Raw genomic sequence first — 21292 nt, forward strand, 5'->3', positions numbered from 1 at the left:
AGATTGTAAGAAAAAGGAGGATTATAATGGTCATTCATTATAAATGTCCGAACTGCGGCGATGATATGGCCTTCGATGCTGAATCTGGTAAACTATCATGCCATAGTTGTGGAAGGAAAGACGATATTGAAACATTTTCCGAAGAATATATTTCAAAGATGTTTTCAGAAGAAGAGGCAAAAGAATACCATTGTGAAAACTGTGGAGCGGTGATTATTACTGAAAAAGATACAGCAGCAACAACTTGCAGCTTTTGTGGTGCAGGTGTTGTCTTAAGTGATCGGTTATCAGGTGTGTTAGCACCAGTAAAGGTCATTCCGTTTTCCATTAGTAAAGAAGAAGCAAGAGAAGCGTTTAAAAAATGGTGTAAAAATGGTCGCCTTACACCAAAAGGCTTTATGACCGCTAATCGAATTAAATCAATCACTGGACTTTATGTTCCGTTTTGGTTGTATGATTTATATGCAGATGCAAAAGTAGAAGCTGTTGGAACAAAGGTAAGAACCTATTCTAGAGGCGACTATATTTATACAGAGACAAAGTATTATGATGTTTATCGTGACATTGATTTACATTATAAGAAGATTCCAGTAGATGCTTCCGAAAAAATGAATGATGAATTGATGGATAAGCTAGAACCATATCATTATAATGATTTGAAAACATTTAAGACACCATATTTAGCAGGATATATTGCGGAAAAGTATAATTATGATGATAAGGAATTATTTCCACGTGTGAAATCCAAGGTAAGAAACTTTATTGATTCTTACGTCCATTCAACTATCGCTGGCTATTCTTCTGTTCGTTATAAAAATAAGGATATTGACACACAACAAAAAAATAGCTATTATGTCCTCCTGCCTGTTTGGATGGTTTATTATGATTATGACCAACAAGAGCATACATTTGCGATGAATGGACAAACAGGAAAAGTGGTTGGAAAACCGCCAATTAGTTATGGGAAAGTAGCTGCCTGGTTTAGTGGAATTGCCGGAAGTACTTTCGTCTCTTTAAAGTTGATTCAGTGGATAGTAGGTGGCGGTATATGGTAAAAAGAATTTATCTGTTTCTTGTGATGTTGCTCCTACTTTTATTAATTCCTCTAAATGGGGTTTTTGCAAGTGCCGAACAGCATGTTTATGATGATGCAAATTTATTATCAACTAAAGAGATAGAACAATTAAAAGCCCTTGCCACTCAATATGAAGAAGAGCATGATACGAAATTTGTTATCTTAACGACAAATGATACGAAAGGAAAAGGTTTCAAAAAATATACCCAGGATTTTTATGATGAACAATTTGATGGTGGAAATGTCGCAATTATAACAGTTGATATGAAGGATCGAGAAATTTATATAGCTGGTTTTTACAAAGCGAAAGAGTACATCGATAATACTAGAATTGAACATATTCTTGATAAAGTGCAACCACAAATAGCAAATGAAAATTATTTTGAAGCATTTGAAACGTTTCTTCAAATTTCTGATGAATATATGGGAATTCGGCCTGGCGTTGATCCAGAACTGTTTATATTTAAATGGCAATATCAAGTAGTTATTGCTTTGGGTTTAGCCGGTTTTGTTCTGTGGATAATGATTCGAAATTCCGGTGGTAAGGTAACGGTAAACGAACGTACGTATATGAATGCAAAAGATTCACGTATTTTAAAAAGAAGAGATGTTTATTTAAGAAAAACAGTGACAAAACGTCGCAAGTCGAAGAATAATGGTGGTTCTGGAGGATCCGGTGGTGGAGTAACAAGTGGTGGCCATTCACATAGTGGTGGTTCAAGGGGATTTTAAAATACTAGATTTTAAATATGACTAAATAGAAAGGATCGATACGATATGGCTTTTTTCCGAAATCAATTTTCAGATGTTGTGGAATGGGAAGAATTTCGCGATGATATGATTTTTTGGAAATGGGGAAATAAAGAAATTAAGAAAGGTTCTAAATTAATCATTCGCTCTGGGCAAGATGCAATTTTTTATAATCATGGTAGAATCGAAGGGATTTTTGAAGATGAGGGCGAATATAATATCGATTCAGAAATTATTCCATTTCTCTCTACTTTAAAAGGCTTTAAATTCGGATTTAACTCAGGAATGCGAGTAGAAGTTCTCTTTGTGAATACAAAGGAATTTACAGTGAAGTGGGGAACAAGAAATGCCATTAATATTCCAACCCCACAACTACCTGGTGGCATGCCAATTCGTGCAAATGGAACTTTTCAATTTAAGGTAAATGATTATGTCACATTAATCGATAAAGTGGCCGGAGTGAAGAGTCAATATCTTGTAGAAGATGTTAAAATACGAATTACCTCGATTCTTGATCAGCTGCTTATGAAGTGGATTACAAAAGAAGGTAAAGATATGTTTAATCTTCAGGCGAATAGCTTTGAGATTAGTAAAGGGATTCAAGAAGATTTGGATATGCAAATTTTTGATTTGGGAATGTCGATTACTGGTTTCCAGATTATGAGTTTTAATTATCCAAAGGAAATCCAAGATAAAATAACTAAAACCGCCTCACATGGAATGATTGGAGACTTGAATCGTTATCAACAAGTAGAAATGACTGATGGGATTGCTTCTGGTAAAGTAAAAGGTGGTGGCGCTGCATCTGATATGGCTGGAATGATGTTGGGAATGAATGTTGCCAATGAAATGATGAAAAACATGAATCAGTCAGCACCATCGAACGACCTAAATGAAAATGAAGAGGCCAATGCAACAAGTACATCTTCTTCAACTGGAAAAAAACCAAATTTTTGTCCAAATTGTGGTGAGAAAAATAGTGGAGCAAATTTCTGTCCTAACTGTGGGGAGAAACTTGGCTAGTATTTAAAGACTTTATAAGTAACGCCTTGATTCAGATGGAGTAGGGGAACCATCTGAATCAAGGCGTTTTTAATATATAAGGCGTTTTGATGTCGGTAAAATAATTATCTCATTGCAGCCATAATGCTATTCGGGTCAAAGCCTACAACCCATTGTCCGTTAACTTCTGTTTGTGGCACACCCATTTGACCTGTTTTTTGCATAATTTCCATCATTTTTTCTGGTGACTTTTCGACATTTACTTCTTTATAAGAAATATTTTTATCGTCTAGGAAATTTTTTACCATCGTGCAATATGGACATGTGTTTGTCGTATAAACAGTTACGTTATTCATCGCTTTTCCTCCTAAGATATATTGATATATTAAATGGGGATTTTTTACAAAATATACATGAAAAAATGGTTCGTTCCATATACCCCTATAAGTATAATAAAAAGAAAAAGGTAAAAAGTCAATGAATGTGTTTTAGCAATACAACAAATCAATTAGAGCTGTTTATAGTAACTTTTCTTTGTTTAAAGAGGAATCTTTTTGACCCGCATTTTTAATCAAATATTATTATTCTTCAGCATCTGTAACCCACCATAGATGGGAGTCTCTAAACATGGTTCGAGGCAAGGGTGTAATGTTTTGTATTCGCTCATTATATGCCCAAAGCTTATTCTCTGCAAAGAGTAAAAGTGCTGGTAAATCTTTTGAAAATAGCTTTTGCCATTCTTCATAAACTTCCTTTCTAAAGTCTAGTTCAAAGGCTTCTGGTGTTTTTAATGCTTTTTTAATAAGTTTATCTGATTCCGGATTATTCCAACGGGAGAAATTATATGGAGCACGTGTTGACCAAAATCCAGAAGGGTCTGGGTCAGTTGTTCTTAAATTCAAACCTAGTAAATAAAGATCCCAATCTGAATCATCGTTCGTTAAATCTTCTACATACACTGACATTTCTTTTGGTTTTCTTAAATTAATTTTGATGCCAACATTTTCAAGCATTTCCTTCACAAGTGGAGCGATTTGTTCGCGAAGTTCATTTCCTGTTGGATAGTCCATATTTAGAACCCATTCATTTCCATCTGGATCTGTTCGGAAACCATCAGATTCCTCTTTATATCCAAGCTCATCTAACATTTCTTTTGCCTTTTTCGGATTAAAATCATAATCTACAGTAGCTTTATCATCATAGGCCCACATTTGCATGGCGATGGGTGAGTGAATGATTTCACCTCGTCCGTTTAGTAGCCCTTCATTTGGTCCTTCTCCAATTAATTCCTGACGGTTAATTGCATAGGCAATGGCTTGTCGAACTTTAGGGTTTGCTAATTTGTCGTTAGGCTTCCAATTATCTGGTTCTAATAGTCCATTCCCTACATCCTCTGTTGTTCGATGATTATGTTTAAATCCTAATAATTGGTAACTAAAATCCGGTTGCTCGATAATCTTAATATTAGGGAAGCTCTTTACTGTCTCATAATCAACCGGGGCTATGCCGTTTGGTTCTGAAATAAAATCTATTTTACCTGTTTGCAATAGTTCCGTCATATCAGCTTGGTCGGATATTTTCCAAATGATTTTATCTAAATATGGTTCATCCTGCCAGTAATCAGTGAATTTTTCTAATACATATTCTTCGCGTTCGACCATATTCGTAAATTGAAATGGTCCTGTGCCAATTAATTCTTCTGGTTCAAGTGAGCCTGGATGTTTTGGCATTTCGCTTACTTCTACGTCTTTAAAAATATGCTTCGGAATAATAGGAAAGCTAGCTGTATAAAGTGGATTGACATTTGGTTTTTCAAAATGAAAGGTTACCGTATGATCATCTTCTGCAACAACACCTTTAAACTCCTTCGTATTACCAGAATTATATGCCTCATATCCTTTTAGTGGTTCTACATAATCAATTCGAATCCCACCACTAGAGATGTAGTCTGGATCAGCCATGGATTTGTAGGTAAAAACAACATCATGTGCTGTGAAAAACTCCCCATCATGCCATTTTACGCCTTCCACTAGTTTAAATGTGATTTCTGTTTGATCATCATTTGCTTCCCATTCCTTTGCAAGATGTGGCATAAATTCTAAGTTTTCGTCTTGTACAACTAATCCTTCGTAAACAAAGTCAATAATATTTGCTTCATATGTTTCTTCATAAAAAATAGGATTGAACATACCACTTGGTGCTGCATGCATCCCACCAACTACTGTACCACCTGCTTTTGGTTTATCATCCTTTTTCTTTGGGTTATCTTTCTTCTGTTCAGTAGATTCATTAGGCTTTTCTTCTTCTCCTTTATCATTATTACAAGCAACAAGAACGACACATGTCAAAAAGAGAATAAGGAAAAACATGATTCCGTACTTATATTGCTGTTTCATCATGTTACCCCCTCGTATATGATGTTTAGGCATTACTTTGTTTCTTTTAGAGATGAATAATATTTTAATCTTTTATGACTAGTGATCAAAATACACTATTCTTCATATGTACTGAATTCATCCTATAAATCTGTTATTACGTTTACAATTTGTACTTGAATGGACATATCGAGTCTTAACAATTAATAGTTTTTTTAGCAAAAGAATATCACCAACTGTTTTGGCTACTCTATTATCATCTAAATAAACATATGTTCTTAATCCGTAACTTCTAATAAAGGCTTTGTCATCGGAGCACCTTCTTTCAAACAGAACGATAGAGTATTTGTAAATATGTATGCAAAAAATCATTTCATATGCCTGTCCTTGTCTATGTATACGCTTTTTATGTGTTATGATACGGTTAAGGAAAAGAGGAGGGAGACAGTTGGATTTAAAAGAATATGTTTCACTAGATGCCACAGAGATGAAAAAACTGGTTCAGAAAAAGGAAATTAGCACAAAAGAACTTGTGGAATTAAGTTATGCACAATTAGAAAAGGTAAATCCAGCATTAAATGCCGTAGTCCAAGAACGAAAAGAAAGAGCACTTCAAGAAGCGAAGGAAAAGGAAATAAAGCAGGAAGAACTATTTTCAGGTGTGCCTATATTAATGAAGGACATTTCACAAGCGATAAAAGGAGAAAAGATAACATCTGGATCAAAGTTATTCCAATCAAATATTGCGAAACAAGATTCCCATTTTGTTCATAGAATTCGTAAATCGGGTGTCATTTTTACAGGTCATACAAATACACCAGAGTTTGGTTTAAAAAATATTACAGAACCCGAACATTATGGTCCAACAAGGAATCCCTGGAACAGAGATTACTCTTCAGGGGGCTCAAGTGGTGGGGCAGCTGCAGCTATTGCTTCTGGAATTGTCCCAATAGCAGGTGCAAGTGATGGGGGAGGTTCCATTCGAATACCAGCATCATTTACTAGTTTATTTGGATTAAAGCCAACCCGTGGAAGGACTCCAGTTGGACCTGGTGTAGGAAGACAATGGCATGGTGCATCCATTGATTTTGTTCTAAGTCGTTCTGTTCGAGATAGTGCTGCAATGCTTGATGTATTGCAAGTTGTTCAACCGGAAGCAGCATTTCAAACTCCTTTATATCTCGGGTCTTTTCGAGACGTAATCAAACGTTCGTTTAAGCGGAAACTAAAAATAGGGTTTTCAACCGAATCTCCTGTTCATACACCTGTATCTGAAAGTGCTAAACAAGCAATGAAAAAAATGGTGGAATGGTTGGAAGATGAAGGTCATTATGTAGAAAAGGTGGAAAATCCAGTAGACGGAATCCAATTAATGAGAAATTATTATTTGATGAATAGTGGGGAAATTTCTTCGCTTGTTTCTCAACTAGAGAAAATACTAGGTCGTTCCATTACACATGATGATGTAGAAATTGAGACATGGCTATTGAATCAAGCAGGAAAAACAGTTTCTGCGGCTGAATTTTCTAGTAGTCTAGCATCTTGGGATATTGCAGCAGCAGAGATGGCCAAGTTTCATGAGACATATGACCTCTATTTAACACCAGCAACTGCTGATACAGCACCTAAAGTTGGCGAATTAACCCATTCCAAAGAAAAGCAGCTTGAATTAAGGGAGCAAATGGAAACAAGTGCCCCATTGAAAAAGCAAGAAATCATTTGGGATATGTTTTTACCTAGTTTGACATATACTCCATTTACACAATTAGCTAATTTAACCGGCCAACCTGCGATGAGTGTACCTATTCATTTGTCTGAAGAAGGACTACCAATTGGAGTGCAGTTTATGGCTAGAAAGGGAAAAGAACACGAACTCCTACAATTAGCCTATCAAATTGAACAAACAGAACTCTGGCAAGGAATGAAAGGAAATCCATATTTCTAAATAGAATATGGAGAAAAACTCCATTCTACAAAGACTTGTCATCAAGTCTATAAATCAACGAAACGATTAAGTCCACATATGCTAATCGTGCCCAAGAATCGCTGGAATCTGAAAATCGGTCACGAATAGGTAGTGATCATGCCCGAGAATCGCTGTAATCTGAAAAATAGTCACGAATAGCTAGTAATCGTGCCCGAGAATTGCCGTAATCCGAAAGGTGGTCACGAATAGGTGGTAATCGTGCCCGAGAATTGCCGTAATCCGAAAGGTGGTCACGAATAGGAGCTAATCGTGCCCTGGACTCGCTGGAATCTGAAAAGTGGTCACGAATAGGAGCTAATCGTGCCCTGGACTCGCTGGAATCCGAAAAGTGGTCACGAATAGGAGCTAATCGTGCCCTGGACTCGCTGGAATCCGAAAAGTGGTCACGAATAGATGGTAATCGTGCCCGAGAATCACCGGAATTCGAAAAGTGGTCACGAATAGGAGCTAATCGTGCCCGAGAATCGCCAGAATCCGAAAAGTGGTCACGAATAGGAGCTAATCGTGCCCGAGACTCGTCGGAATCCGAAAAGCGGTCATGAATAGGTGCTAATCGTAATCGTTCCCAAGAATCATAGAAACGCGAAAAAAGTAGTTATATAAAAAACCTCCCTAAGGATGATGGCGTCCCCCTTAAGGGAGTTTTTTTAATAGTAGTATATATATCACATTGTCAGTAAATACTAGAGGTAGACTCTCTTTAACTAGTAAGGTTATTCTAGTATAGTTAAAGAAAGCGAGTGATAAGTGAAAGGATTGATGTAATGCAAGATACTATTCTTTATCATAAAAAGATAGCGCAAGTTATTGATAATATAGAAAAAGTAATTGTCGGGAAAGAGGAAGTGGTAGTATTAAGTTTGACAGCATTGTTGGCTGGTGGACATGTTTTACTCGAAGATGTACCAGGAGTTGGAAAGACAATGCTTGTCCGTACATTAGCGAAATCACTGGACTGTGATTTTAAGCGCATTCAATTCACCCCAGATTTATTACCTTCTGATGTAACAGGTGTTTCTATTTACAATCCGAAAGAGATGGAGTTTGAGTTTCGAGCAGGACCTATTTTTGGAAGTATTGTGCTTGCAGATGAAATTAATCGAACGTCTCCAAAGACACAATCCGCTTTATTAGAAGGGATGGAAGAAAAGAAAGTTACGGTAGATGGCCAAACATTGCCATTAGAGCAGCCATTTTTTGTTATGGCAACACAAAATCCAATTGAATATGAAGGAACGTATCCATTACCAGAAGCACAATTAGATCGTTTTTTATTTAAGCTACGTATGGGTTATCCTTCCTTTGAAGACGAATTGAGGATGCTTCATAGAACATCACAAAGCCATCCAGTCGATTCCATTGAACCAGTTATTTCTAAAGATGATTTATTAGTACTTCAAGAAGAAGTTATGGAAGTTTATATAGATGATACGATGCAGCAATATATCGTTAATCTTGTAAGAGAATCGAGAAAACATCCAGATATTTTCCTTGGTGTTAGTCCACGGGCTTCTATTGCCTTAATGCGTGCTGCTAAGGCATATGCATATATAAAAAGCCGAGATTTTGTTTTGCCAGATGATATAAAATATTTAGCTCCATATGTGATGTCCCACCGAATTATTTTACATTCAGAAGCAACATATGAAGGAAAGACAAAGGAAGAAGTAATCAAATCTCTCATCGATGATACGTATATTCCGATTCGTAGGGGAGAGTAAAATCATGAAGAAAAGGATGAGTTTTTTCATTCAATTGGTATTTATCGTTATTCTAACCATCAGTTTATTCGCTTATGCCATGTTTCAAGGTGGATTTACAAGTTGGTTTTTATTCTATAGTTTTTTACCAATTCTTCTATATCAAATTTTATTCCTTATTTATCCACTTCGGTTTTGGAAGGTATCAAGAAGATTATCTAATCAAACAAGCCGTGCGGGAGAATCAATTACGGTAGAAATTACATTTAAACGACGCTTTCCATTCCCGTTATTTTTTTGTGTAATAGAAGAAGTGATTCCTAATTCATTGCAATGGTTTGATTCAGGAGTTGAAAAATACGTATTAATGGAAAGACCAGAAAAACTAAAAGGAAACCGGAAGCCAAAAATGCTTCTCTTTCCATTATTTAAAAGAACCATACGAGCGACATATGAATTAGAACAATTACCCCGTGGCAGACATCATTTAGAAAAGATTCGCATTCGTACAAGTGATTTATTTGGTTTTACTCACAAAGAACATCATTTCTCAGTTCACCATTCATTACTCGTTTTTCCAAATAAGCGGGAAATTCTCTGGACAAACGCTGCTCCTCTTCTAGAGAATGGACAGATAAATTCCCATCAAAGGGGCCACCATCAGTCTAATATTGCTACAGAGATACGTGAATATCTACCAGGTGATAAACTATCATGGATTGATTGGAAACAATCAGCAAAAAAGCAGAAAGTAATGACAAAGGAATTTGAACAAGAAAAAAATATGGATATTAGTATTATTTTAGATGCTTGTACTAGTAAAAATATGCTCGCATTTGAAGGAGCAGTTGAGATAAGCCTTTCCTTAATTGATACATTTTTGGAAAAGGGAGAAACAAATGTCGATTTTTTATCCATTGGAAAAGAGACTTTACGATTTTCATTGCATAGAAATCATCATCAAATAGGTGATGTGTATCAATACCTTGCAAGTGTTCAACTAGAAAAGGAAGAAAAATATTCCTTTTTAGAAATATTGCAGAAAAACATATTTTCTATTTCCAAACAAAGAATCATCTTCTTTGTATTACGTAATATTCATCTGAATGATATAGAGGTTTGGAAAAAGTTCAAAGGACATTTTAAACAAGCGTATGTCTTTCTTATTCTTCCTGAGAAGGAGCGAACGAAAGAAGTTCAGGACATCATTCAAATACTTTCTATTCAACATGTCCGTGTTTATGTCGTAACAGAGCAAACATTGATGAAAAGGAAAGCGTTGGAGGTGGGTATATGAATGTAGAAACACCAAGATGGTACACCTCTATTTTATATGTGTTTGGATTTTTCTTGTTTTTAGAGTGGTTATATCCAGTTAAACAAATAACGGATACAGCTCAAATGTATATATTTTTCATCTATACTGCTTTTTGTTTTGGAATCACATTAATTCGCCTCCCTTTTATTATTAGCTTTACCCTGAAAGGAATTGGGGCAATTCTTATCATGCACCACTTGTTTTTCGAGGGGCCACTTTTATCCATTACTTGGTTTATCCAACTGGTGGAGGAATTGTTTTATCATTTCACATTAATTTTTAATCAAGATTGGTCCTACTTTACACCATTATTTAGAAGTTTTCTTTTTTTACTATTGATATGGTTAATGAGTCATTTCATCTATTACTGGTTTGTTCATTTGAAACATTTATTTCTGTTTATTATTTTAACATTTGTTTATGTGGGTGTACTGGATACATTTACACCATATGATGCTGGCTTTGCAATGGTGCGAATTTTTGCCTTCTCCCTGTTTGCTTTAGGGATGTCCCATCTTGCGAAAGAATTAAAAAGGGAACAAATAAACTTCTCGAACGCTTGTAATAGTAAATGGATGTGGATACTCCCTCTTTTTCTATTCATTACTTTTTCAGCTGTTATCGGGTATTTTGCCCCAAAGTGGGAAGCAAGTTGGGATGATCCAGTTCCCTATTTAATAGAAGTGACTGGTTTTAATGGAAAAGACAAAGTAATTAAAAAGGTAGGTTTAGGGGAAGATGATACACGATTGGGTGGTTCTTTTGAAGAGGACTATACACCGGTTTTTCAAGCCATTGCTAAAGAGGAGCAGTATTGGCGTGTAGAAACAAAAGATGTTTATACTGGAAAGGGTTGGAAGAAGACAGCCACCCCAGAAGATGAACTCGTTGATGGAAAGGTACGGTTTTCAACTTTTGATAAAATGTATGTGGAAGCAAGGCCTCTAGAAGTAGAAATAGAAATGGAAGAGGATACAAATATTCCTAAATTAATATATCCATATGGTGTAAAAGAAGTTGTGCCAGATGAAGCAGGAGTGCATTTTTTTGAAGATGGATCAGATGCGATTCGTGTGGAAAAGGAAAATGAAAAAGAGGGAATTAATAAATACCAATTAAAGTATGACCATCCATCTTACCCATATGAACTCCTACAAGATGATACACGTTTAAAGGAGTTTGCTGAAAGTGCACCACTAGACTCTGGTTTCATCAGTCAAAATACACAATTACCAGATAATATCCCTTCTCGTGTTCGAGAATTAGCAACTGAAATAACTACGGAATATGAAAGTTATTATGACAAAATAAAGGCTGTGGAACAGTATTTTAATCAAAATGGTTTTATATATCAGACGAGCAATATTCCAGTCCCAGATGAAGAACAAGATTATGTTGATCAATTTTTATTTGATACGAAAAAAGGTTATTGTGATAATTATTCTACTTCAATGGTTGTCATGTTACGTTCATTGGGAATCCCTTCTCGTTGGGTTAAAGGTTTCACAGGTGGAGAAAAAGTAGATACTGTCACAAAAGATGATGAGATTTATTCTGTTTTTCAAGTGACAAATATGAATGCTCACTCTTGGGTCGAGGTATATTTTCCTAAGATTGGCTGGATTCCATTTGAACCAACACAAGGCTTTTCAAACTTAGCAGACTTTCATGCTGCAGAATATTTAGAGGAAACTGACGATTTATTAGAAACTCCAGAACAAACAGAAATTGACGAACAGCTAGAGGAAAAAGAGGAATTTGTTCCAGAACAAAAGGAAGAATCATCAGAGGAAAACAAAAAGGATCCGATTAGAAAGAAGAATAAATATCTCTTCAGTATCCCTATTTTAATGGTAATGATAATTGGGTTTGTTATGTATTATAAGCGACTAACCATCCATACTAAATATATTGAAAAGAAATGGGAAAATAACCAAGATGTAAAGACCTTCCAGGAGCTATATCATCATCTATTAAAATTATTGAAACAAACAGGAAAAGAAAAGGAAAATCAGCAAACATTAAGAGAGTATGCGAAACAGGTAGATCTATGGTATGATACGGATGCAATGGAACAATTAACAACCCTATATGAGCAAGTTCTTTACCGAAATGAACAGGTAATCCATCATCCAGAGGAAATCACACAACTATCGAAAAAGTTAATTAATCATATAATGGGTTGACCAAGCTTTTTTCAATTAGTAAAATAAAATAATAAAATATAGAGCTTACGAGTTGGAAAGAAAGTAAGATCTTATATCGCCTTTAAGTTCCAAGTTGTTTTATCGTGTTTGACCTGAATCAAATGAGTAAGAGATTCAGGTTTTTTACAATAAATATGGATGGGAGTAAAAATGATGAATAATCAAGATATGATTTTAGTAATTGATTTTGGTAGTCAATATAATCAACTCATTACAAGAAGAGTAAGAGAACTTGGTGTGTATAGTGAAATGCATTCCTATCGAATCACACTTGATAAGATAAAAGCGATGAATCCGAAAGGGATTATTTTATCAAGTGGGCCACATAGTGTACTTGATGAAGAGCCTATTCGAGAAGTAGAGGGGATTTTTGATTTAGGTGTCCCTGTTTTAGGAATTGGATATGGAATGCAACGGATAGTAGATTACTTCGGTGGACAAGTAGTGCCAGGAAATAAATCTGCTTATGAAAAAGGGACTATCACAGTAGAAACAGAAGAAAATATTTTGGCAAATACTGCAAAAGAACAAACAGTTTGGCTTGGAAAAGGAGATATCGTAAAACGAGTACCTGAATCTTTCCAAGCAATTGCTACACATGATGGTGCAGTTGCTGCAATGTATCATACAACTGAAAAATTATGTGGTGTAGGGTTTCATCCAGAAGTAAGTCATTCAGAATATGGGACCGAAATACTTAAAAACTTTTTATATCATATCTGTGAATGTAAACAAGAATGGACAATGAAAAACTTTATTGACATTGAGATCAAGAAAATTCGTGATCAAGTTGGAGATAAAAAAGTTCTTTGCGCGTTAAGTGGTGGAGTTGATTCATCTGTTGTAGCAACACTTATTCACAAAGCAATTGGTGATCAATTAACTTGTATTTTCGTTGACCATGGACTACTTCGTAAAAATGAAGCAAAAGAAGTAATGGAAGTATTTACAGAAGAATTCCATATGAATGTTATCCATATTGATGCTAAAGAACGGTTCCTATCTAAATTAAAAGGTGTGGATGACCCAGAGAAAAAACGGAAAATCATCGGTAATGAATTTATTTACGTATTTGATGATGAAGCTGAAAAATTAAAAGAAATCGACTTTTTAGCACAAGGAACATTGTATACAGATATCATTGAAAGTGGAACAGAGACAGCCCAAACCATTAAATCCCATCACAATGTTGGTGGATTACCAGAGGATATGGAATTTGAATTAATTGAACCACTGGATACATTGTTTAAAGATGAAGTACGTGAACTTGGAACACAGTTGGGAATGCCAGATCATATCGTTTGGCGTCAACCATTCCCAGGTCCTGGTTTAGGTATCCGGGTACTTGGTGAAGTAACAGAAGAAAAGCTTGAAATTGTTCGTGAGTCTGATGCTATTTTACGAGAAGAAATTAAAAAAGCTGGATTAGAACGTGATATTTGGCAATATTTCACAGTATTACCGAATATTCGCAGTGTAGGTGTTAGTGGTGACCGTAGAACATATGACCACACCCTCGGAATTCGGGCAGTTACTTCTGTTGATGGAATGACATCGGATTGGGCAAGAATCCCTTGGGATGTGTTAGAAAAAATCTCATCCAGAATTGTTCATGAAGTAGAACACGTAAATCGTATTGTTTACGATGTAACAAGCAAGCCACCTGCAACGATTGAGTGGGAATAAATAAACAAAAGACGAACAATAACACTAATTATGTGTTTATTGTTCGTCTTTTATTGACATCTTCTTTCATCAGTAGTAATATAAACACATACGATTAGAGCCTGTTTTTGCGTATAATTTTAGGGAATATGGCCCAAAAGTTTCTACCAGACTGCCGTAAATGGTCTGACTACGCAGAAGAGTAATAGATGGAAATAAACAATATGTAGCTAGGAAATGGTTTATTTCTTTTGTTATTATTCTGTGTGAAATTTTTGGGGTACTTTTAGTTTCCAGTGGAGAGACTAAAGGTACCTTTTGTTTTTCACCATAAAAGGAGGAAGCATCTTGAAAAAATACTTTCGCTTCGAAGAATTAGGAACAAATTATCGAACAGAATTTGTTGCTGGATTAACCACTTTCCTAGCAATGGCTTATATTTTATTTGTTAATCCATCTACCTTAGCATTGGATGGTGTTGATTTACCTGAAGGTGTTACAGGAATGGATAAAGGTGCCGTCTTTACAGCAACAGCAATTGCCGCAGCTGTTGGTACATTATTAATGGGGATTATTGCAAGATATCCAATTGCGTTAGCACCTGGTATGGGATTAAATGCGTTTTTTGCTTATACGGTTGTATTAGGATTTGGAATTCCATGGGAGACGGCATTAGCTGGGGTCCTTGTATCTGGAATTATTTTTATTATTTTATCTTTATCCGGTTTACGTGAAAAAATAATTAATGCCATACCGGTTAATCTAAAATTAGCAGTTGGAGCAGGTATCGGGTTCTTTATTGCTTTTATCGGATTTCAAAATGCAGGAATTATTGTTGGAAATGAGGCAACACTTGTTTCGCTTGGTGATTTAACTGTACCAACAACCATGCTTGCTATTTTCGGTATTGCTATATCGGTTATTTTACTCACATTGGGAGTAAAAGGTGGTATCTTCTATGGAATGATTATTACGGCGATTGCCGGAATTATTGTTGGTTTGATTGAGGCACCAACACAAATGAGTGATGTGGTTGGGGCTGTTCCAAGCTTAGCACCAACATTTGGACAAGCATTTGCTCATTTTGGGGATATTTTTACGATCAAAATGCTTGTTGTTATTTTGACGTTTTTATTTGTTGACTTCTTTGATACGGCAGGAACATTGGTTGCTGTAGCTACACAAGCAGGATTAATGAAGGATAATAAATTACCTCGAGCAGGACGTGCCTTATTTGCAGACTCTGCTGCGACAGTTACGGGTGCGGTTTTAGGAACATCTACAACAACATCTTTTGTTGAATCTACTGCAGGGGTAGGCGCAGGTGGACGGACAGGATTTGCATCTGTCGTAACGGCTGGATTCTTCTTACTTGCATTATTTTTCTCACCACTTTTAAGTGTTGTAACACCAGAAGTAACGGCTCCTGCTTTAATTATTGTTGGGGTGTTAATGTCATCATCTTTACGAAAAATTGATTGGCATCAATTTGAAATTGCAGTACCAGCATTTCTTGTCATTATTTCGATGCCATTGACATACAGTATTGCAACTGGAATTGGAATGGGCTTTATCTTTTATCCGATTACCATGATTTTAAAAGGAAGAAGAAAAGAAGTACATCCAATCATGTACGGACTATTTGTTATCTTTATCTTGTATTTTATCTTTTTAAGTTAACATGCAAAAGAAAAGAGAGGTATGTATCATTTTCATTTTTGATACATCCTCTCTTTTTATTTTATAAATCATCAAAACCATTTAGGTCACTTGTTTTGGTGTATTGTCTGGAACGTTGTTCAAAGAAGTCTGTTTTCGTGTGATCAAAATTATCAACAAAGGCATGTACCCATTTCATCGGATTTTTAATATATTCTGGATAAATATTACTTAATCCAAGCATACGTAGCATTTTGTTTGCACGGTATCTAATATATCCTTCCATTTCAGGTAAATAAATCCCGTCAATATTTCTAAGTAGACTATTAGACCATTTTATTTCACTTTCTACTCCACGTTTATATTGCTCATACACCCATTTTGCACGTTCTTCTGTATTATATTCTGGATTTTCCCCCAAAGTAGCCCGGTACAATTCCGTTATAAAATTGGCGTGCTGCATCTCATCTTTATTAATATAGCTAATCATGGTAGAAGTACCGACCATTTTATTGTTTCGTGCCAAATTATAGAAGTAAGCAAAACCGGAATAGAAGAATAGACCTTCTAGTAATGAAGTATAGATCATGGCGTCTAATACATTTTCTAGTGTGGGGTTTACAGAAAAACGATTATATACCTCCACAATTGGTTCGTTTCTTTCTAATAATAATTGATCTGTTCGTGGTGCTTCAAATGCTTTTCTCTGTGTTTCCCAATCCGTCACAGAGGAAAGGATATAGGCGTAGCTTCGATTATGTTCTGTTTCCTGATCGGCAATGGTTGCCATTATTGCTGATACGGAAGGGTCTGTTGTGTATTCACTTATTTTAAAAGCCATATTGGTTTGTGAGCTATCTAGGGAGGCAAGTAGTCCAATAATTTTTAAGTAGGCAGTCTTTTCCTCCTTTGTTAAATGAGAAAATTGTTTCGTATCATAAGTCATGTCCACTTCATCGGCTATCCAGAATTGATTTCGAATCATTTCACGTAATTTATAAAAATGTGGATAAGGGATATCATTCCAATTAAGTATCCCAGAAGCTTTTCCACCAAACAATGCTGTAGAGCGGTTGGGGTTCCTTGGTTCTAATATTTTTGATTTTTTTAATAGAATTGTCATGAACAATGCTCCTTTTTATAATAATCGATAGAATCTACTATCTATTATCATAAAAAATATGGTAAACTTCAATGGTTTTAACCAATAAAGTTTACCATGGGCAAAAACTTCATGTTGATTTTTGTTTCATAATGAAGTAAAAAACAAACATACATACTGTACCAATTGTAGCTAAACTACCGATCATAATATAAAGAAAAGTTCCTCCATAAATATCCATCCACCAGCCACCTACAAGGGAACCAATCATTCCGGAAACACCGAAGAAGACCGCATAAAAGATTAAATGACCAGTTGATTGTAATAAATGAGGAATTAAGCGGGTCACATATGCCATTGCAGCTGTATAAAAAACACCAAATGTTAACCCATGTAAAAATTGAAGACTAAGTAACATGACTGGTGTATCAACAATGGCAAATAAAAACCAACGAACACTATAAAGAATTCCACCAATGATGACAAAAATGAGTGGATGATATTTCTTAAACCAATATCCTGATAAGGCGAAAATGATTGCCTCACTTGCAACCCCAATAAACCAAGCAAGTCCAACTAGGTCTTCGCTACCACCTAATTGAGTAATATAAAGTCCGATAAAACTGTCATTTGCTCGATGTCCAATGGTTATCAGCATCATAAATAACAAAAAGAATAAGAAGGCTTTATTTTTTAATAGTTGGGTGACATCCCGCAATTGAACTGGTTCCGAATCAACAACGACATCTTCCAAGCGAGTGACAACAATTAATGTGATTCCAGCAAATAATAAGAAGGGCCACAACATATACTCAACACCGGTTCTTGCTAGAAGTTCACCAACTAGTAATGCAGATGTTGCAAAACCGATGGAACCCCATGTTCGGATTGTACCGAATGAAATTTGCAACTGATCAGCACGACGTTGTGCTAAGCTATCACCAAAACTACTAATCGGATAAGAAAAAAAGTAAAAAAGTGCACCAATAAGTAAAATAGCCACTAAATGATTCATTTGGAAAAAAATAATACTACTAATTAATAAACCAACGACACAGATGAGCAACATCTTTTGAACGGTCTTATACTTATCACTCATATATCCCCAAAATGGTTGAGAGAAGATAGATACGAGTGGTCCTGTAGCAAGTACCCAGCCAATCTCTGTTCCATTAAACCCTTTATATTGTAGATATAAAGGAAGAAAACTTAAAATAATTGTATTTGCAGCATGAAAACTAAATAATAATGTTTTTAATGGTAAAAGTGACGAATTTTTCGTAGTCAAATATGTCTTCCTTTCTAATGACTCATTTCCATTGCCATTATACTATAGAAGCGTTTTAACAGAAACTGAGCTGATTATCTAATTATTTTTTGATACTCTTAAAAAAGAAAAAATAGAGAAATCGGTCACCCAACCAGAAATGGATGCCCGAAAAAGCGCGGAAGTCGAAAAAACGGTCATCCAACCGGAAATGGATGCCCGAAAAAGCGAGGAAGTCGAAAAAACGGTCACCCAACCGGAAATGGATGCCCGAAAAAGCGAGGAAGTCGAAAAAACGGTCACCCAACTGGGAATGGATGCCCGAAAAAGCGAGGAACATCCAAAATCGGTCACCCAACCGGAAATGGATGCCCGAAAAAGCGAGGAAGTCGAAAAAACGGTCATCCAACCGGAAATGGATGCCCGAAAAAGCGAGGAAGTCGAAAAAACGGTCATCCAACCGGAAATGGATGCCCGAAAAAGTGCGGAAATCGAGAAATCGGTCATCCAATTGGAATTGGTTGCCCGAAAAAGCGCGGAAATCGAGAAATCGGTCACCCAACTGGGAATGGATGCCCGAAACAGCGAGGAACATCCAAAATCGGTCATCCAACCAGAAATGGATGCCCGAAAAAGTGAGGAAGTCGAAAAAACGGTCACCCATAAGTCGGGAAGAATATGCTACCTCTTTTATTGATGAGGAGTATTCTCCCCAGATTGAACACCTTCTTGTTTTACTTTTTCGAAATCTAGGTTAAACTGTAATTGGGTCATTATTAATTCCGCCTACTATGTTTATCGTCGTTGAAAACATTGTATCATAGGAATTAATAAGGGCCTTTTTTTTATGACCTATTTTATTCTTTTTACACAATACAATTATACGGACTTAATCATTCGCCCACATCTTTTGTAAAAACGCGTCTCGACCTGATTTTTTTCTATCTTCTTCATATGTAGCTTTGCTTTTTAAATAAAAATTTTGATGTTCTTCTTCTGCTGGATAAAATGGACTTGCAGCTAAAATTTTTGTAACAATTGGTTTTGTGAATTTACCGCTTCGTACTAAATCTTGTTTTGATTCAATTGCAACTTGTTTTTGGGAATCATCATGGTAGAAAATAGCTGTTCGGTAAGAATCACCGCGATCATGAAATTGTCCATAATTATCAGTAGGATCAATTTGTTGCCAAAAAATATGTACAATTGTTTCATAAGAAATCACTGACTCGTCATATGTAATTTCGACTGCTTCATAATGCCCTGTTGTTCCTTTTTTTACATCATCATATGTAGGGTTTTCAACATGACCACCCGTGTACCCAGATAAAACCCTTTTTACGCCGTCCCATTGGTCGAAGGGTTTTACCATACACCAAAAACATCCTCCTGCAAATGTTGCTTTTTTTATATTTGTCATCGGATCACCACCATCAAAGAATGAAAATTTTAAAAAAATGAAGTAAAATAGAAATTAATTACTAACTATAACATAATTATAAGGGGTTTGACATAATGAATGAACCATTTGTACATAAGCTATTTAAAGGTAGGGTAAAAAAAATTGGAGACCCTAATGCTAAACATGCATTTGATAAACAGTGGGAAACAGGAATGTTTAAGAATGAAATAGAAGACCCTATCTATCTAACAGAAACAGGATTAATAGGTGATGATGTTGCAGACAAGAAGAATCATGGTGGGCCAGAAAAGGCATTGTTCGCTTATCCTGTGGGGCATTATAAATATTGGAAAGAAAAATTACAGAATGATTCCATCGATGTTGGTGGAATGGGTGAAAATCTTGCCATGCTTGAAATGGATGAGTTTACCGTTTGTATTGGCGATACGTATCAATTTGGTGATGCAATTATCCAAGTATCTCAGCCACGTCGCCCATGTTGGAAACCAGCTCGTCGTTATCGGGTGATGGATTTAGCGTTGCAAATTCAAAATAGTGGTAGAACAGGATGGTATTTTCGCGTATTACAAGAAGGAGAAGTCATATCGCGAATTGATTTGGAGTTATTAGAACGCCCTTATCCACAATGGACAATCGCTGCCTGCAATGAAGTTATGTATATTCGAAAAGATGATTTAAAGGCAGCATCTGAATTAGCAGAGTGTAAATATTTAGCAGTGAACTGGAAGAAATCCTTGAAAAAAAGACTTATAGGACGTGAATCATTAATTGATAAGCGAGTATTTGGGCCGAACAAACAATAACAGAAAACCTTAGTCGATATTAATCAACTAAGGTTTTTGTTCCTTTAAATAGGTATATACATGTTTAGAGTAGTTAAACTATAAGATATGGGGATGGGAGGAATCGTATGTTAGATAATGCATTTGCTATGGTAACGATTATATTAACCATTAATATTGTATATGTATCTTTTTTTACTGTTCGAATGATTTTAATGATGAAGGGAAGGCGTTATATTGCCGCTTTTCTAAGCATGATAGAAATTGTAATTTATGTGTTAGGACTTGGATTAGTTTTGGATAATCTAAATCAAATTGAAAATTTAATAGCATACGCAGTTGGATATGGTCTTGGTGTCATTATTGGGTCAATCATTGAAGAAAAATTAGCGCTTGGCTATATTACGGTCCATGTTATTTCATCTAATCCAGATTTAGATTTTACAAGAAGGCTCCGAGATAAGGGGTATGGTGTGACAAGCTGGTTTGCCTATGGGATGGATGGAGACCGTTTAGCGATGCAAATTTTAACACCGAGAAAATATGAATTACGATTGTATGAAACAATCAAATCAATTGACCCGAAGGCATTTATCATTGCATATGAGCCACAACATATACATGGTGGCTTCTGGGTGAAACAAGTGAAAAAAGGAAGTCTATTCCAATCAAAAGAAGGACAAAAGTAAAATTAATATTACTTAAAAAACATCTATTAGATAATAAAAATAACAAAAAGCGAAAAAAATAGAGGAAAGTAACTCAAAACCCGAACAATAAGGTATAAACTTGTAAAAACGTTCAAGAAAATGATTGACATGCATTACTTCCTTTTGTTATGCTTGAAACGTTAATTTGATAATAAACTCATATAATTTCAAGAATAAGGCTTGAAAGTTTCTACCCGTCACCGAAAATGCCGGACTATGAGTGGAGATGAATCATTATAGAACATATAGTGATTAATTTGATACGGTTTC

The 21292-nt window shown here is 35.7% G+C and carries 17 protein-coding genes and 2 riboswitches; of the genes, 12 read left to right on the top strand and 5 right to left on the bottom strand.

Annotated elements, in window-relative coordinates:
• Window positions 1–26: 26 nt before the first annotated feature.
• Genes FHP05_RS05845 through FHP05_RS05855 form a run of 3 tightly spaced genes read left to right on the top strand, consistent with a single transcriptional unit; the run spans window position 27 to window position 2848 of the window.
• Window positions 27–1055, top strand: a complete 1029-nt coding sequence (locus FHP05_RS05845) for a TFIIB-type zinc ribbon-containing protein (RefSeq protein ID WP_147666314.1) — start codon at window positions 27–29, stop codon at window positions 1053–1055.
• Window positions 1049–1807: a TPM domain-containing protein gene (locus tag FHP05_RS05850; RefSeq protein ID WP_147666315.1), complete on the top strand. Its 759-nt coding sequence runs from the start codon at window positions 1049–1051 to the stop codon at window positions 1805–1807. Before FHP05_RS05845 ends, FHP05_RS05850 begins: the two co-directional genes overlap by 7 nt.
• A 45-nt stretch (window positions 1808–1852) precedes the next feature.
• Window positions 1853–2848, top strand: coding sequence for an SPFH domain-containing protein (locus tag FHP05_RS05855; protein WP_147666316.1), 996 nt, complete (start codon window positions 1853–1855; stop codon window positions 2846–2848).
• A gap of 104 nt (window positions 2849–2952) precedes the next feature.
• Here FHP05_RS05855 and FHP05_RS05860 read toward each other — a convergent pair whose 3' ends face one another.
• Window positions 2953–3183, bottom strand: a complete 231-nt coding sequence (locus FHP05_RS05860) for a glutaredoxin family protein (RefSeq protein ID WP_147666317.1) — start codon at window positions 3181–3183, stop codon at window positions 2953–2955.
• Window positions 3184–3408: 225 nt separating this feature from the next.
• Window positions 3409–5223 carry a peptide-binding protein gene (locus tag FHP05_RS05865; RefSeq protein WP_230973939.1) on the bottom strand — a complete coding sequence of 605 codons (1815 nt, stop codon included), beginning with the start codon at window positions 5221–5223 and terminating at the stop codon, window positions 3409–3411.
• Between the two features lie 427 nt (window positions 5224–5650).
• On the opposite strand from FHP05_RS05865, the gene FHP05_RS05870 reads away from it, so the two are divergent.
• The 6 genes from FHP05_RS05870 (at window position 5651) to FHP05_RS05895 (ending at window position 15759) form a co-directional block, all read left to right on the top strand.
• Entirely contained in the window at window positions 5651–7147 is a 1497-nt protein-coding gene (locus FHP05_RS05870; protein ID WP_147666319.1) for an amidase, read from the top strand.
• 806 nt (window positions 7148–7953) lie between these two features.
• On the top strand, window positions 7954–8910 hold the full coding sequence (locus FHP05_RS05875) for an AAA family ATPase (protein ID WP_147666320.1): 957 nt from the start codon (window positions 7954–7956) through the stop codon (window positions 8908–8910).
• Window positions 8911–8914: 4 nt separating this feature from the next.
• Entirely contained in the window at window positions 8915–10186 is a 1272-nt protein-coding gene (locus tag FHP05_RS05880) for a DUF58 domain-containing protein (protein ID WP_191126263.1), read from the top strand.
• On the top strand, window positions 10183–12393 hold the full coding sequence (locus tag FHP05_RS05885) for a DUF4129 domain-containing transglutaminase family protein (RefSeq protein WP_147666322.1): 2211 nt from the start codon (window positions 10183–10185) through the stop codon (window positions 12391–12393). Before FHP05_RS05880 ends, FHP05_RS05885 begins: the two co-directional genes overlap by 4 nt.
• 174 nt (window positions 12394–12567) lie before the next feature.
• The gene (guaA, locus tag FHP05_RS05890) at window positions 12568–14100 is read left to right on the top strand and encodes a glutamine-hydrolyzing GMP synthase (protein ID WP_147666323.1); all 1533 of its coding nucleotides are present in this window, start codon (window positions 12568–12570) and stop codon (window positions 14098–14100) included.
• An 89-nt stretch (window positions 14101–14189) separates the two neighbouring features.
• A riboswitch (purine riboswitch) is annotated at window positions 14190–14292 on the top strand.
• Window positions 14293–14427: 135 nt separating this feature from the next.
• Window positions 14428–15759, top strand: a complete 1332-nt coding sequence (locus FHP05_RS05895; protein ID WP_191126264.1) for an NCS2 family permease — start codon at window positions 14428–14430, stop codon at window positions 15757–15759.
• A 61-nt stretch (window positions 15760–15820) separates the two neighbouring features.
• Here the strand turns inward: FHP05_RS05895 and FHP05_RS05900 are convergent, their stop codons facing one another.
• Both FHP05_RS05900 and FHP05_RS05905 read right to left on the bottom strand, forming a co-directional pair.
• Window positions 15821–16861: a ribonucleotide-diphosphate reductase subunit beta gene (locus tag FHP05_RS05900; protein WP_147666324.1), complete on the bottom strand. Its 1041-nt coding sequence runs from the start codon at window positions 16859–16861 to the stop codon at window positions 15821–15823.
• 109 nt (window positions 16862–16970) lie between these two features.
• Window positions 16971–18128 carry an MFS transporter gene (locus FHP05_RS05905; RefSeq protein WP_147666325.1) on the bottom strand — a complete coding sequence of 386 codons (1158 nt, stop codon included), beginning with the start codon at window positions 18126–18128 and terminating at the stop codon, window positions 16971–16973.
• A gap of 139 nt (window positions 18129–18267) precedes the next feature.
• Here FHP05_RS05905 and FHP05_RS05910 point away from each other — a divergent pair, with 139 nt between their 5' ends.
• The gene (locus FHP05_RS05910) at window positions 18268–18804 is read left to right on the top strand and encodes a hypothetical protein (protein ID WP_147666326.1); all 537 of its coding nucleotides are present in this window, start codon (window positions 18268–18270) and stop codon (window positions 18802–18804) included.
• Between the two features lie 192 nt (window positions 18805–18996).
• Here FHP05_RS05910 and msrA read toward each other — a convergent pair whose 3' ends face one another.
• Window positions 18997–19527 (bottom strand): peptide-methionine (S)-S-oxide reductase MsrA, encoded by a 531-nt coding sequence (gene msrA / locus FHP05_RS05915; protein ID WP_147666327.1) that lies wholly within the window; start codon window positions 19525–19527, stop codon window positions 18997–18999.
• A gap of 95 nt (window positions 19528–19622) precedes the next feature.
• Here msrA and FHP05_RS05920 point away from each other — a divergent pair, with 95 nt between their 5' ends.
• The gene (locus FHP05_RS05920; RefSeq protein WP_147666328.1) at window positions 19623–20333 is read left to right on the top strand and encodes an MOSC domain-containing protein; all 711 of its coding nucleotides are present in this window, start codon (window positions 19623–19625) and stop codon (window positions 20331–20333) included.
• A 107-nt stretch (window positions 20334–20440) separates the two neighbouring features.
• Window positions 20441–21001, top strand: a complete 561-nt coding sequence (locus tag FHP05_RS05925) for a DUF2179 domain-containing protein (protein ID WP_147666329.1) — start codon at window positions 20441–20443, stop codon at window positions 20999–21001.
• Window positions 21002–21159: 158 nt separating this feature from the next.
• A riboswitch (purine riboswitch) is annotated at window positions 21160–21259 on the top strand.
• Window positions 21260–21292 lie beyond the last annotated feature (33 nt).

This window comes from Cerasibacillus terrae, from assembly GCF_008039555.1.
GTDB classification, from domain to species: domain Bacteria; phylum Bacillota; class Bacilli; order Bacillales; family Amphibacillaceae; genus Cerasibacillus; species Cerasibacillus terrae.

Bases quoted from the DNA above. Each gene is read 5' to 3' on its own strand.
- FHP05_RS05885 (WP_147666322.1), top strand. From the start codon at position 10,183: ATGAATGTAGAAACACCAAGATGGTACACCTCTATTTTATATGTGTTT.
- FHP05_RS05900 (WP_147666324.1), bottom strand. From the start codon at position 16,861: ATGACAATTCTATTAAAAAAATCAAAAATATTAGAACCAAGGAACCCC.
- FHP05_RS05920 (WP_147666328.1), top strand. From the start codon at position 19,623: ATGAATGAACCATTTGTACATAAGCTATTTAAAGGTAGGGTAAAAAAA.
- FHP05_RS05880 (WP_191126263.1), top strand. From the start codon at position 8,915: ATGAAGAAAAGGATGAGTTTTTTCATTCAATTGGTATTTATCGTTATT.
- msrA (WP_147666327.1), bottom strand. From the start codon at position 19,527: ATGACAAATATAAAAAAAGCAACATTTGCAGGAGGATGTTTTTGGTGT.
- FHP05_RS05855 (WP_147666316.1), top strand. From the start codon at position 1,853: ATGGCTTTTTTCCGAAATCAATTTTCAGATGTTGTGGAATGGGAAGAA.
- FHP05_RS05925 (WP_147666329.1), top strand. From the start codon at position 20,441: ATGTTAGATAATGCATTTGCTATGGTAACGATTATATTAACCATTAAT.
- FHP05_RS05850 (WP_147666315.1), top strand. From the start codon at position 1,049: ATGGTAAAAAGAATTTATCTGTTTCTTGTGATGTTGCTCCTACTTTTA.
- FHP05_RS05860 (WP_147666317.1), bottom strand. From the start codon at position 3,183: ATGAATAACGTAACTGTTTATACGACAAACACATGTCCATATTGCACG.
- FHP05_RS05845 (WP_147666314.1), top strand. From the start codon at position 27: ATGGTCATTCATTATAAATGTCCGAACTGCGGCGATGATATGGCCTTC.
- FHP05_RS05910 (WP_147666326.1), top strand. From the start codon at position 18,268: ATGGATGCCCGAAAAAGCGCGGAAGTCGAAAAAACGGTCATCCAACCG.
- FHP05_RS05865 (WP_230973939.1), bottom strand. From the start codon at position 5,223: ATGAAACAGCAATATAAGTACGGAATCATGTTTTTCCTTATTCTCTTT.
- guaA (WP_147666323.1), top strand. From the start codon at position 12,568: ATGAATAATCAAGATATGATTTTAGTAATTGATTTTGGTAGTCAATAT.
- FHP05_RS05875 (WP_147666320.1), top strand. From the start codon at position 7,954: ATGCAAGATACTATTCTTTATCATAAAAAGATAGCGCAAGTTATTGAT.